Source organism: Microcoleus sp. T3_D1, assembly GCF_036700405.1.
Taxonomy (GTDB): Bacteria; Cyanobacteriota; Cyanobacteriia; order Cyanobacteriales; family Microcoleaceae; genus Microcoleus.
On sequence record NZ_JAUBOV010000029.1, the window covers coordinates 18,607 to 33,246 of the forward strand.

Sequence of the window (14,640 nt, forward strand, 5' to 3'; positions counted from 1 at the left end):
AAAATGACCAAAATTCAACGTTGGTACAGAGGGTTTTCATACAAAGGGAACCCAAAACAACTTATCCAGGAAGTTTCCCAACACATACAACACCAAAATATCAGTCAATATGTGCCACTTCTGCGACTGGAAAAAGGAGCGACTTCTAGAAAAAGCTTTTATTTTTTTCTGGCAATTGAAAGTAGTACACTAGGAGAAATACCTCAAGAAATTGAGAACTCAAATTTGCTCAAATTTCCCTGTTTTAAAATTTCTGCTGTTCCCGGCAATAAGAGCTTCACCTATGAACAAATAAAATCTATGGTTGGGGCAGCCCATGAAGTTTACGATTACACGAACCCCATTCCTTATCAGCCTGTAGAGAAAGTTACCTATGATAACCCATTTGACGCAAGCGCCTCATCGCCTATCAATCAATCGTCACCAGATATTGAAACACTTTCCCAGCGTTACGAACACCTTCTCTACTGGCTATCTACCCTTGGTAGCGGAACGTGGGAATCCTTCAAAAAAGCCTGCGATGCTCTGAGACTTGAGGAACCAAAACGCATTTTACGGAGGCTTAGGTTGCTTGGGCATATTGAGTGTTCTTCAGACGGTACACGATGGTCTATGGCTCCTACAGCCCTCGTTAAGATTAAATCACACTCTTCAGAATTTCTTCTTTGCGGTCAACGCAGCATCAAGTTGCTGAAGGAGTTGGAAAAACATACAGATATAATTTCCAGTCACCAATCAAGAAGAGACGCACCGCCTTGCATTCGTCTCAAATTGAGTGACTTTAATATAATTACAAGCCAGTTTTCTATCTTTTACGCTGGGGAAGTATCGAGCCGACTTGCTGAAATTATACCAAATCTTGGCATTTGGAAGCAAAATCTCAGAAGCTTGCAGGGAATTGTGCCGAGTATATATGACTGGAAGCGCTTTGATGGTAATGATTTTGTTAGCTGTATCTCTCCCAATCAAACAGGTATGTACCAGATGTGGAGGATAGAGGAGAGCGATCGTCTAGGCTATACACTCTTTTATGACCAAGAAAGCGCTAGTTGGCGACAGGGCGACTGGTATGGTCTACGATTTTTAGCGTTGCAGCACAGTGGCTTTGAATGTATTGCACGTTACGATCGCGCTAGCGGGCGTTTAGCAATACCTGTCTCCCAGCGTTGGCCTGAAATTTACGAACGTGCGCTAGTGCTAGCATCTGGACAACTCCCGACTTATCAAGACTCCTGGCTCCTGTACGAGAACGTGCCGATGGAAGTAATCTCTCTGCTAACTGATAAACTTAATGTAAAGTGCTCAGAGGTACCTGCCAGTGCATGACTTAGTTGGGGCGTATCAAAGACTCGATCGCATCTATCAGCTATATATCAAAAGTGCTTTCCCCCTGCGTTACCGAGCTTTGGCTGATGAACGGGATACACTCCTCCAGCAACCAGGCATCTTAAGTCAGCCTCCTTTAGTTGAGCCAGTCCCGATTTATCCATCATCGGGGATGAATTTGTCAGCCGCAGCTAATCAACTGCCCTCCGAATACCACAATTTGGCACAACTTGGGCAAATGATTTTCGATCCGGGAGTCCAGCTTTATCAACACCAATGGGAAAGCTTGCGGGAAGTGCTGGTTAACCACCGAGATTTAGTCGTGACTACTGGTACGGGTTCCGGTAAAACCGAATGTTTCCTCTTACCGCTTTTCGCGCAATTAGCAAGGGAATCTCAAACTTGGGAGGCTAATTCTCAAACCCCAAATAATCATCGCTGGTGGAATGGTAATGGAAACCGAGTATCTCAATGGGCGCACACCCCACGACCAAAAGCCCTCCGTGCCTTGATTCTCTATCCTCTTAACGCGCTAGTTGAAGACCAGTTGCGACGGCTGAGAAAAGCGCTAGAAGCGCCATCAGTACACCAGTGGTTAAATCAAAACAGAGGGGGAAATAGAATTACCTTTGGACGCTACACCGGACAAACACCAGTTTCAGGCATACAGAAAGACGATAGTATCAGACGACTGAAAAATGAATTAAGGGAACTAGAACAGCAGCGCCGACAGAGAGATACGGATATCCAAAACAATCCGTCTTGGCTTCACGATATGCCGGATTTGCCTTACTACAAACCGCTACTTGATGGCGGTGAAATGTGGTCTCGGTGGGATATGCAAGATAGTCCGCCGGATATTCTAATTACTAATTACTCGATGCTCAACATTATGATGATGCGGAGTATCGAGAACAATATCTTTGATGAAACTCGTAACTGGCTCTCAAGCGACCCAGACAATCAATTTTTCCTAATTATTGATGAACTTCATGCTTATCGCGGTACGCCAGGGACGGAAGTTGCTTATATTCTGCGATTGTTGTATTCGCGTTTGGGATTGACACCAGACTCGCCACAACTACGGATTTTGACAACAACGGCAAGTCTCGATCAAAATCAGCAAGGTAGAGACTTTTTGCGTGAGTTTTTTGGACGCGATAATTTTGCCTTCATTACAGGGCAACAAACCCCACCAACATCAGGGGCAAGATTCAATCTTTCGACCTATCAAAATGCTTTTGCCCAGTTTGCTCAGTCAGTACAAGCTGACCCATTGCAGGAAATGCAACCGCCCGATCCAGCATCAAATCAGGTGCGGAATGCTATGTCTAATTTGGCTATGCAGCTTGGACAACCAGCGGTATCTGGAATAAGTGCGGAACAACATCTTGGCGAAGCACTCGCTACTGTAGGCGCAGCAGATGTACTGAGGGATGCTTGCCGCGAAGTCGATCGTCTGCTTAATCCAAGTAATCCTAACCCTACAGTGAGGGCTACGAAAGTTATAGACCCAAAGAACTCAAATAATCCAACAGATTTAGACCGTCAAGTTTTCTCTGGTGCAGCGAGTAATGGGTTGGTATCTGATGCGATGCGGGGACTACTTGTAGCACTGGGAATGTCTCAACGAGTAAGTACAGGGCGATCACCCCAACCCGTGCGCGGTCATTTATTCTTCCACAATTTGCAAAATTTATGGGCTTGCTGTAACCCTAACTGTAACGATTCCGCAGTCGATCGCACTATTAGGAATAATGATTCAAATCCTCCGACTGTTGGGGCAATTCATGCCACTCATCGCCTTAGCTGCTCCTGTGGTTCTCGTGTTTTGGACTTAATTATTTGTGAAGTGTGTGGAGAAGTTTTTCTTGGCGGCTACAAAACTACTCAACGAATAGGAAACACAAATGTAGAAATTCTTACACCAGATCAACCCGATTTAGAGGGAATCCCTGACCGTATTACTCTTAATCAACGCTACGGAAATTATAGAGTTTTTTGGCCTTTGCCTGGAGAGACACCTGTTTGGGATACGCAGCCACAAGACCCAGAATGGACGCTTGACAAGATAAAACGAAAATGGGTTCGCGCCAAGCTGAACCGGAGTACAGGCGCGATCACACAGAATAACGCTCAACCACAAGCAGAGGAAATACCGGGGTGGCTGTATCAAGTGGTTGGCAATCATCCAGAAGAACGAGCATTGCCAAGTAAATGTCCTCGCTGTGATGCTGACTATGGAAAACGAGACAAATTTCCTACTCCCCTGCGTTTCCACCGCACCGGATTTCAAAAAGCTTGTCAGGTACTTGCTAGTGGACTCCTGAGAGAAATGCCATCACAACAAAGCCCTACAGGAGCTTCATCTCGCAAGTTAGTTATCTTCTCCGATAGCCGCCAGGATGCGGCGAAGTTGGCAGCGGGAATGGAGCGAGATCATTATCGCGATATGGCGCGGATGTTGCTGATTCAGTCTTTCCAAGATTACTGGAACGATCTTGTAGCCTTTCTCCGCATCACTTGTGCGAATAACCAAGCAGGATTGACTAGATTGCAGGCTTTAAATCCCAATCTTTACGCTGCGGTAACATCACCTAGTCGTCCAGACGATATGGAAAGGCGCAACCGATTTGGTAATGCCTATTCTACCCAGGTAAATGAAGCTGTTTCCTGGGTGAGGGATGAACCCCCATTCAACCCCCAAGCTCGCAACCAATGGCTTGATTTACTCCAGCGCTACCCACAGCGAATTCTTCTTTTAGATTTGCGACGAACAGTTAGAGATAAGCTACTAGAATACGGGATTTGTCCGGGGGGAACAGATTTTAAGGCTTTAAAATATTCACTTGGACAAGGAAGCGGTCAAAATTGGCAACCTTGGTTTGATTGTTATCACTGGGCAAGCAATTCAGTCACACCAATTGTCTCTCCCACACCGCAACAGAGCAATCACATTAATCGGTTAGAGGATTTGCTAACCGCTGAGTTGCTGTACGCTATTTTCCCACACATAGCTCGGACAATTGAAGGACTTGGACAGGGTTGGGTTAGCTATCAACCTCAAGGGAACCCAACGCCTACTCTTATTCAAGCAACTGAGGCAGTTATCCGACAATTAGGGACTCGGAAATTGCACCGCTATTTTCCTTATTTCCGCCTTGGAAATAACTCGGATTTATCAAATTTTGCTCAACGTTATATTGCGAGAACGGGTTTAGCACCAGCCGACATCCAGCAACAATTAATCCAGTCGCAAGTTGGCATACCCAGTAATGGAGGACTTGCACTCGATCCCGATCGCCTCTATCTCGTTCTACCACCCCCGGCAAATCCTGATGGTTCGCGTCCGGGTTTCCGCTGTCCGCAATGCAACGCTTTCTTTCTTCAACCTGCTGCTGGGGTTTGCCCCGAATGTAACAGCGATCGCCGCTTCGACAATCCCAACAATCCCACAATTCATCTGACACCCGGACAGACAACAAGCGATTTTGATTACTATACCTATCTCTCAGAGCAATCGGGCCAGCCCTTCCGCATGAATGCAGAGGAATTAACGGGTCAAACTGACAAAAAAGAGCGAACTAGGCGCCAGGGGTTATTTCAAGACATCCCTATCAACCAGGAAATTTTGCGGGTTCAGGGTATCGACTTACTGAGCGTCACAACGACAATGGAAGCGGGAGTAGATATTGGTGCATTGCTAGCAGTAATGATGGCAAATATGCCACCACGCCGATTTAATTATCAACAGCGAGTTGGTCGTGCTGGCAGACGTTCTGCGGGAGTCTCATTAGCTGTTACCTTCTGTCGAGGCAGAAGTCACGATGACTTTTACTTCCAGCGTCCTGAAAGTATCACAGGCGACCCACCGCCACCGCCTTATGTTGATATGAGGAGTCAAGAAATTTTCCAGCGTGTCCTGATCAAAGAGGTGTTAAGGCAAGCTTTCACAGACACGGGAATCACTGCGTCTTTAGGTGGTACTGACAACGTACACGGTGAGTTTGGTTCTAAAGATGATTGGGCTACTAACCAATTGGCGATCGCAGGTTGGTTAAACAATCCAGCCAATGAACCGAAGATTTTGTCAGTTTTAGATATTTTGCGGGTGCAAACAACATTACCGAATGCTAGTAATTCTCAAATGTTGAATTATCTCCGTCAAAACCTGATAAATGCTATTCAAAATGTTGTCAACGATCCCACACATACGCAAGATGCGCTAAGCGAACGTTTGGCAAATGCAGGGTTATTACCGATGTTTGGTTTTCCAACGCGGGTGCGTTTACTTTACACGCGCTGGCCGTCACCTGGCGCTCAATGGCCACCCGAAACAGGAGTAGTCGATCGCAACCTCGATGTAGCTATCAGTCAGTTTGCCCCTGGATCTGAGACTGTCAAAGATAAAGCGGTTCACACTGCCTGTGGTGTGGTTGAATTATATCCTCAAGGCAACACAATTGCTTCAGATTCAGGGTTTGCCCCTGCACTACCAAATGGCAACCAATCTCTCGGACTTTGTAGTAACTGTCAAGCGGTAATTTACCCGCACATAATCTTAAATCAACCACTACCGGGCCGTCAAACACCGCCAACAACTCAATGTCCAGTTTGCGGTGTAAATGATGCGCTGCGTTGCATCGATGCCAGGGAACCGAAGGCATTTTTTACAGACTTGCAACCAGAGGACTTTGATGGGCAATTTGAGTGGCAACCGCGATCGACACGACCTTCTTTGAGTATTCCTCCGAATGATGGCACGCCTGCAAATAATGGCACGCCTGCAAATAATGGCACGCCTGCATCTGTCCTTAATGCTTCTATATCTGCATTCAATGACAATATCATTTCTGTTAATGATAATGGTGGCGAGGGGGGATTCGACTTTCAGCAGGCAACTGTCTTTGGACGGCAGAAACCCGGAGCTTATGCTGTGTCTCCTGACCCCCAAAGCCTGGTTGGTACGTCTGGACTTGCCTACCGAGTAGCGTTATTGTCTCGCCGAAAAACGGACATTCTGCTAGTTAATCTCGTGCAATGGCCTAATGGCATATTTGCCAATCCAACGACCGTTGAAGGTCGTGCGGCTTGGTATTCTTTCGCGTTTTGGCTGCGAGTAGCGGCTGCTTCTCTTCTCGATGTGGATGCACAGGAGTTGCAGGCGGGTTTTCGTTCATTAGAGCAGAATGGAACGATTATAGGTCAAGCTTTTCTTTGCGATCAATTGGAGAATGGGGCGGGATATTGTCGGTTTCTCGCCCAACCAAATGAGTTTCAACGACTGATGGATCGGGGAAATCCAACGATTCCAGGAAGTATTGCCAATCAGTGGATGAATCCTCAAGCACATGGAAGTGATTGCGATACTTCCTGCAATTTGTGTTTGCGGGACTATCAAAATCTGGCTTATCACGGGTTATTGGATTGGCGACTGGCTTTAGAGATGGCACGATTGGTGTCTAATCCTGCGTCGGCAATCGATCTGAACTCTTGTTGGGGCAATTTTCAGAATCCTTGGCTCAACCTAGTTCAAGTTCCAATTCCCGCTGCACTTCAACGCTTGGGTTATGGTGCACCAGTGCAGTTTGAGACTCTCACTGGCTACGTATACCAGAATGGTCGACGGCGGACAATCAAAATGATTCGGCATCCTTTATGGAATGATGGCCATCCAGAGTGGATTGCAGCGGTGGCAGATGCGCGATCGCAGTATCCTGGTTATCAGGTGGAGGCTGCTAACCCGTTTATGGTACTGCGGAGACCGGGAGATTGTGCGTAGATTTTTGTCTAGCAAATCATTTTTGCTTATAGCGAGTGGCGCTTGGTGTTTGACTGTTTCTAAAAAGCGGTTCCCAATTTGTACTGGGTTTATGAAAAAAAGGTAATGTATTATTGGGACAACTATAATGATGGCAGGTTAAGGCTCCCGACTCACGATAGCCTACGGATGATTTTCCAGAAGCAAGCCGGCAATATTTTTCTATGAAATCACCATATTCTGATTCCGATATTTGGTGGTTAGCGAGAATATCCATAATTTCTTGGCTTTTATAGCCAAGCATGGGTTTATAATAGATAATCTCACTGTTCTCAGGAGCAAATTCTCTACTAGCTAAGTTGAATGATGTAGCCTGAACTACATACATAAAGATAAACGATGACTGTTGATATGCAGGATATTGTTCGAGTAACTTATTAATTTCCCGAATACATTTGGCTAGTTGATTACCAGAACCGTTAGTATAGTCCATAAACACAAAAACTGATGTTTCATGGTCTCCTTTACCTGCTTGAAAATACTCGCTCAGAGGTCTGATTTTTTTGCCATCAGGAACGCTAGTTGCCGTCAAAGCCGACCTTTCATAAATTCCCCAAAGGCCGTATTGACTTTCCACTGATGTATTCGGCGGTGAAGGTAATGCAGCATATCTAATAATTTTATTTCTCAACCATTTTTTAAATTCAGCTTCATTATCTTTCAAAGCAACTTTAGGATCGTCACGAAAAGCTTTCCAAAGATTCTCTTTTGTCAGAAGTAAGTCAAGTAATTTTTCCTGTAAATTTCGAGTAGCTGATTCAATATCAGTTTTCGAGAAAAACTGAAACTTACTCAAAAGTATATGTGCTATGTTTTTATCCCTAGTAGTTTCAAATTGATTCAGCCAGTCTCGGATTTTTTTCGTTGATATAGAACCTTCCCAGTTAGAAAACCTATCATAATAAGCTTCGCTGTCCGTTTTTTCATCAAATAATAAAGTATTTTCTACCTGTCTTTCTTCTGGCAAAATAGAAGATATAGGTCTTCTATAGGGGTTCATTATATCTGACAGTTTTCTTCGCAATAATTTAATTTCCTTCGTTATATTATCTCCCTTTAAGTTGAGGTACTGATTAGAATCTTTTTGGGTCATATATTCGACGCTTTTTCTTATTAAATTCTTTCACGAGAACGGAAGATATCTTGGAAAATTAAGCTAGTGAGGGTGTACCTATATGGTCTTTGCCCAAACACTTCTAAATACTCCCCTCCTAACTTATTTTTAAGTTCTACACGTGCTCTATTCAACCTATAATCAGCTTTTTCATCGGACAGTCCATAAAAATATGAAATTGAACAAGCATCTTTCAATTTCAAAAGCTCTGGAATAGACTGCCTTCTCCCACCGCTAAAAAAGAGAATATTCAAAAAAGCCTCAGATTCTTCTGAAAACTTGAAACTGTCCCGTAACTCTGAGAAATATGATAAGGCGTAAACTCGATAAGTATTACTGAAAATTCTTCTAGCAGTTTCAATACTAACCGAAGTGTGATGGGGTTCTGCTTCTGCCCAAAGCAATTGGCCAATAGTTTCTACATATCTTGGAACCCCTCCAGAGACTACTGCAATAAAATCAATTACCTCTTCTTCAAAAGGATAAATTTTATCAGTCGTTCTCAAAGTAACTGAACTGTTTTTTGTTTCTATATATTCTTTCACTTCTGAGAAAGGTAGAGGAGTGATAATTTTAAAATTAAACCTAGCCTCTTGTAACTGTTTAGCTTCTGAAATAATTTGACTATAGTATTCTTGAGTAACACTTATACACAATCCCCAACCCGGTCTGGTTGAAAATTTTTCGGACAAGCCGTGCAAAAAAGTCATAAAATATGAAAGTTTTAGTTCTAGGTTGGAAAAGAGGAGCTCTACTTCATCAAAAGCAATTAATATATTCTGTTTCTGCGTTCGATTCAGCATTTCAAAAAAAACTTCAAATAAATCGATAAACTCTATCTTCTCGAATAATACTTCATCTTGTTTAGTCAAACATCCTTCTCTAATCAAAACGTTATACATCTTGGTGAAAATGGCTCCCAGAAGACTCTCAAAGTGCTTATCTGGCTGGCTGGACGCTGCAATAGGCGTAACTATCTCAGAGAATTTAATGGGTATGCAGATGCCGTTTTTATCATGAAATTCTTTGGCTATAAGATTTAATAAAGTTGTCTTGCCATATCCATAATCTCCAACGAAAAATAGTTTTATTGGTCTCTTTATATTGAGTGATTGTCTAACCTCTTCCAGGAGATTGTTAATAAACTTTGTATGAACAATTGTAAAGTCATCTTTCTGCTCTAATACTGACATAGCAGAGCCAGAAGCGACGTAGGGATTTAGAGCAGGCGGTACAAGGTTTCCCTTAACATCTTGATAGGACATACTTAGACAGCAATAGCAGGTTCTAGAAGTTTGATAAATCCGTAATTGACTCCTCGAATGTCAATACACTCAATTCCCATATTACGGGCAAGCTGAGACTTGGTTGTCCTTAATTCGATGCGGTGAGTCAGTTGCAACTGAATCAGATGTTTTTTAAAGTGTTCTTCCGTATAATCTGATCCTTGCGTCATAATTCTATCACGAATCTGAGCAACTGGAACTAGACCCAGACTTTTCTGGGCAATATCGCGGTAATTTTTTAAAATAAAGTCTAAAAGGTTTAAGTAATTGTCAATTTGTATCTTATGTCTATAAAACAGATCGAGATAACCCACCCCTGGATTACCAACATAGCTATAGCCACAATGTTGTATTAATAATTCTTGAAGTTTAGCCAGTTCAGGGTTTTCTGATAATTGATACTTTTCAAAAAGTAAAAATCTATCGTTACTGTAAGTTTTAACAATTTGGGAATACTGAGAACAAATTTGAGTTAAATTTTCATTAAACACTTCAATAGAAGAAGACTTTTTAGCCAGAGTCTCTAAGGGTTTAATAACTTCTATTTGAGACTGAACAGAAATTGATGCTCTGGTTTTTTCAGGCTTAGTTTCTGAATATAACTGACCATCTAATTTATAAATATCGAGAACATAAAAACCAGCTAAATAGTTTTTTATAGTTGTAGCAGACATGGGCGTTCCTACTGGCTTTCCTTTATGTGCCTTATGAGTAACTAGCTTACCTTCCAACCAAGACAATGCAGCCTTTAATATCTGACCGTTATTAGCTACAAGCCCTTCCGCCAGTACCCTCATGTCCTCTTCATAATACTCTTTTGGTAAGTAAAAAACTGGAATTATCTTGGACATAGTACCTTTAAGCGTATAAGTAAAAGGTTGAGTCTATTGCAGTAAACACTAAGGTCACAATATTTTACTGCTCTCTGCTATACGGGTTAAGACCTTCTGAAGGCAACTTACCTTCTCAAGGTTATCACCAAATCTGGCGAATAGGCAATTGGTTAAAGCGTTATGGTCTCGCCTTGAGAGGAGAACTCATAGACCTCAGATCCTCGGTAAGCTTTGCTAACGCAACCTGGAGCGAACAGAAGTGGTAGAAACACCATCTGCCGGAAGAGACCGATCGCGAGCGGTCTGTTAACAAATGAGCTGGAGTCCTCACTCTTTAAAGATTAATCTCGACGGCGAAGCATAATCTCTAGATGCCCCTTTTTGTACAAAGTCTTTAAGAGTTCCCATACCTCCTGATTATGTGGCAAATTTTGAGGAAGTTGACTAATGGCGATCGCACTGTTGTCAGAGCTAATGGCATTTAAAAGCTGTCTTTCTTCCTCCTGAAGATTTTCATCTCTTTTAAAATGAATTTCTTTCAATTTATCCTGAAGAACCTGACCGCGTTCAAAAATAGATTTGAGTTCTTTTATGTGTTCTTCCAGGTTGGTTAAGTTGTCGAGCGCAGATGGCAACTTTTCTCTTTGTAATGATAGCTGTGTTTTTAAATCAGTAAGTTGACTCAAAAACTCTGTCACATCGTGGCCGAGTGCTTGGGAAATAAAGGAAAAATCACGTTCTAGTTGCTCCCATTCTGAAACCAAACCTTCGCAGAATTTTTGCAAATTTTCCCACAAAACTCCTTTCATAATGTGGTAAGACCCATCCCGGTCTTCATCATCAAATTTGCATCGATTTTTCAAAGGAGATTCATTAATTGAAATTAGAGCCAGTAACGCTTCGTAGCGATTTAGTATTTGCTCGAAAGCTTCTCGACGCGATCGCCGCTCACCATTAATTTCGTCTTCAAGTTCAACCAAAGGTTGTTGCAGTATATCGTACTGTCGAAAACTATCAAGCTGATTATTGCTGAAATGCGTAACAACCCGGTCAACAAAGTCATCATCATAACGCATCAAGCGAACTGGGTCGTTATTCAAATTCTCTCGTAACATCTGTGCCCGATTTAGAATAATCCGCCATTTCTCTAAACCGTCTACCAACTCCTCAAGTCTTAATTTAGTGCTTTCGCAAGTTGGCAAAAACTGCTGAGAATGCTTTAGCTGACGATGCAATGTCAGTATATCAGTTTCATTTGTTTTAAGCGAACTAGCTAGACTTTGGCAATCTTTATCTAGCTGATTCACTTGCCTTTCTAAAGTCTTTCTGTGTTCATTGAGACAAACTTCCAGATTGCTATGACTCTCAATTATGTGACTAACTTTAGAAGCATTTAAGTCTCTGGTAAAGTTTTCTAGCTTGAGTTTAATTGCACGCAGTTCTTTTTGCAGAGTTGACCGTTTCTCATTGCAAAATTTTTCCAGACGCTCATGTGCGGATTGTATATTTCTATGAACTTGGTCGAGAGCAATCTCAGACTCGTGGTTAGCATCAAGAATTTTTTCCTCCTCATTTATCTTTTCGTTGATTTCATGTAAGAGTGTCTCATCAAAAGTTTCAAGTAAGGAAGAAACCAGAACTCGAAGTTCTTTTAATTGACCATTTAGCTCATCTGGCTCTAATTCCAAACTAGCTTGGCGAACAACCTCCGTCGAACGCTCCCACTCTATATAGCGTCGCCGTTGCAACCATTCGAGAGCTTCTTGAAACTCTTCTTGAAGATAGCCAAGTAGTTTAACTGCTTTCCATAACTGTGAATACTCTAATGCTTTAACATCTTGCTGCCCCCACCCCGTTTTTACTGTTTGTATTCTCCCTTGGAATTGCAGTTTCTCTTGAATAAACGATTCCAAAGGATGTTCTGTAAATTTAATTTTGGAATTTCCTTCTTTGCGTTTGGCAATTTTCTCCCCACTCATCAGACCGTGTTGTTTGAAAATTGCTAAAACACTGGGTAGGCTAGAACTCGCCATTTCAAACAAATTTTCAAATTCTTCTTTGGAAACTTGATAGAACTGACGACCTTTGCGAACAGATAAAGGTATCTTTTCCAACAGTAACTTATATTTTCGTAACGTCGGATTCAGACTATTGTAGAAAGACTTATAATCGGCAAATAAGGCTTTACATTTCTGATAAAACACTGATTCGATCAGTTTACTCTCTGAGCCATTTACACCCTTTAGACCCACAATTTCCCAAGTTTGAGGCGAAATCGCCGGAAACAGCAATCGCATGGCATACTGGTGACACTCTTGACGATGGTGTTCTAATCTAGAGCGATCGGCTTTACTGACTTCAGGATTTTTTGAGAGCCAGTCTTGAATATAATGAGACAAACTCAGCAGCATACAAACCGAACATTGTTCAGCAGATATGACTTTGCGAAGTAAGCCGAAGGCTGTCGGATATTCCCCTGCAAAACTTCGACTTAACTGAAGATGGAAGTCTACTTGGTTAGTTCCCGCGATCGCAGTTAAAACTTGTGGGACGATAGTTGCTTTTTGGTCAAAACTCAAGTAGAATCGCCAATCTAAATGAGTTTCTTCTGGGGGTTTAAATTTCATTAAACCGGAATTTTTACTCCCAACACTGATAACAATAGAACGCTTGGGGAAATCAGCATTATATCTCTCAGGAGCGCCTGTTAATAAGTTAAAAAATCCAAATCTGTCTTCCTTCCACTCCCCTTTATAACGCCAAGAAAAATTAGCTTTTTGACCCCCTCTCGAAACTGGAAAAAGTAAAGGTATAATTTCATATTTGATAATCGTTGTTGCCATCTCTTCTTTTTTAGCATCGTTCCACTCTCCAAACCATTGCTGACGAAATCGATTAAGGATTTTATCTACAACTGTGGGGATGGTTGTCTGAAGAAGAGCGACTAAAGCAAAGCTACGCTCTGTAGGCTGTATAATATGCAGACCGTAAAAATTGTCATCTTCTGCTAGTTTTTTCAACTCCTTTAAGAGGTTAAATTCTTTAGCTACGGTTTCAGAAACACCTGAGGGAAAACCAGCGAGTAGCTTGATTACCTCTTGTCCTTTTGGGTGTTTTGGAAAGGATATCAACGGCTCCAAGGTTTTGATAGTATTGTTAATTTTGTGTTGTTCCGTGCCATATAACTGCACTTTTCCTTCTAGATAATCCTGAATCAAATCTAAAGGAGTGTAGGGAGGCTGATTATTTTGGGCAAAATGGACAATGCGTTTGAATACTTCAATGACCGTGCGAGGACCATTGCTGATATCTTTTCGAGCGCACAATTGTCCCAAACTTTCAATTGTTGCTGGATGTGCCAACTGGTTTTGCTGCGCCTTATCTTCCAGAAAATTGGCACACAAAAAATTCCAAAGCTCGCCTGCAAACTCAGAGTTGTACGCATCAGCTAATCTAATGGAGACTTTTTGCTCCTTCATACGGTGAATAATATCACCAGCTTGTTCTTCAATAGCTGATTCAGTTGGAGTAGTCGGCATACTTAGGATTAATGCAACAGGCACAGAACCCAAAGCTCGCATTCCCTTAACTAAATTGCTCAAAATCTGGATGCGAACGCTAGCACCTTCTTCTGTTCGCAGGAATTCTTGGCTTTCATCGGCAAATATTGCTAAACCTGCAAAACCTGCTTGTCGCAGGATAGAAACTGTCTCCTGCCAAAAATTCAAAACATTATCCGTATTTGTAGTGTCATTTTTTAAGTGTTGAACAATTTTTAAAGCTTTGTCTTCGGATAACTTGTACTCAATCGCTATTTCTGCTGCTATATTTTGCTGAGACTTCAAGCCATATTTGCGATATAGCGTCTCAATTTGAGGAATAAGTTCTGGTTGGACGCACGTTTTTATCCAGCCATAAGTGGCAACCATCAAGTCTCCCAGTTCTTTAAACTTAAACGGCGGCACTGCTACTATCTTATGCTTCTGACACTGCTGCCATAAATAAATTAGTGTTGCTGTCTTGCCATAACCGTAGTCAGCACTTATGTAGCCGTTGACAGGTTTACCCTTACAAATTTCCTCAATCAAATGGTCTTTTAGAGTTTTTACTAACTCAATTGAATCATAGGTGCTTGCATATAAATCATAAATTCTGGCTACTTCTTGAGGATCGTTTTCTATCTGGAAGGGATTGACTGTATCGACAATTGCTTGGATTGAATCTAGTTGTTCTAATAATCTTTTCATGGATTGTAAATAT

Annotated in this window: 6 protein-coding genes; 2 read left to right on the forward strand and 4 right to left on the reverse strand. The window is 42.1% G+C overall.

The genetic code is table 11. From position 1 onward, the window contains the following. Positions 1-3 precede the first annotated feature (3 nt). A complete protein-coding gene (locus tag QT992_RS15030; RefSeq protein ID WP_333377186.1) occupies positions 4-1,326 on the forward strand; it encodes a hypothetical protein in 1,323 nt (440 codons plus the stop codon). After that, complete coding sequence (locus QT992_RS15035) at positions 1,319-7,108, forward strand: DEAD/DEAH box helicase (RefSeq protein WP_333377188.1); 5,790 nt, start codon at positions 1,319-1,321, stop codon at positions 7,106-7,108. Before QT992_RS15030 ends, QT992_RS15035 begins: the two co-directional genes overlap by 8 nt. 16 nt (positions 7,109-7,124) lie before the next feature. Here the strand turns inward: QT992_RS15035 and QT992_RS15040 are convergent, their stop codons facing one another. The 4 genes from QT992_RS15040 to QT992_RS15055 form a co-directional block, all read right to left on the reverse strand. Next, positions 7,125-8,240: a phosphoribosyltransferase-like protein gene (locus QT992_RS15040; RefSeq protein WP_333377190.1), complete on the reverse strand. Its 1,116-nt coding sequence runs from the start codon at positions 8,238-8,240 to the stop codon at positions 7,125-7,127. Between the two features lie 20 nt (positions 8,241-8,260). Further along, positions 8,261-9,526 carry a hypothetical protein gene (locus QT992_RS15045; RefSeq protein WP_333377192.1) on the reverse strand — a complete coding sequence of 422 codons (1,266 nt, stop codon included), beginning with the start codon at positions 9,524-9,526 and terminating at the stop codon, positions 8,261-8,263. 2 nt (positions 9,527-9,528) lie between these two features. Beyond that, entirely contained in the window at positions 9,529-10,398 is an 870-nt protein-coding gene (locus QT992_RS15050) for a hypothetical protein (RefSeq protein ID WP_333377194.1), read from the reverse strand. 323 nt (positions 10,399-10,721) lie between these two features. After that, positions 10,722-14,627 (reverse strand): hypothetical protein, encoded by a 3,906-nt coding sequence (locus QT992_RS15055; protein WP_333377197.1) that lies wholly within the window; start codon positions 14,625-14,627, stop codon positions 10,722-10,724. Between the last annotated feature and the right edge of the window lie 13 nt (positions 14,628-14,640).

Excerpts from the sequence above, each read along its gene's own strand:
- QT992_RS15055 (WP_333377197.1), bottom strand. The coding sequence starts at position 14,627 with ATGAAAAGATTATTAGAACAACTAGATTCAATCCAAGCAATTGTCGAT.
- QT992_RS15045 (WP_333377192.1), bottom strand. The coding sequence starts at position 9,526 with ATGTCCTATCAAGATGTTAAGGGAAACCTTGTACCGCCTGCTCTAAAT.
- QT992_RS15050 (WP_333377194.1), bottom strand. The coding sequence starts at position 10,398 with ATGTCCAAGATAATTCCAGTTTTTTACTTACCAAAAGAGTATTATGAA.
- QT992_RS15040 (WP_333377190.1), bottom strand. The coding sequence starts at position 8,240 with ATGACCCAAAAAGATTCTAATCAGTACCTCAACTTAAAGGGAGATAAT.
- QT992_RS15030 (WP_333377186.1), top strand. The coding sequence starts at position 4 with ATGACCAAAATTCAACGTTGGTACAGAGGGTTTTCATACAAAGGGAAC.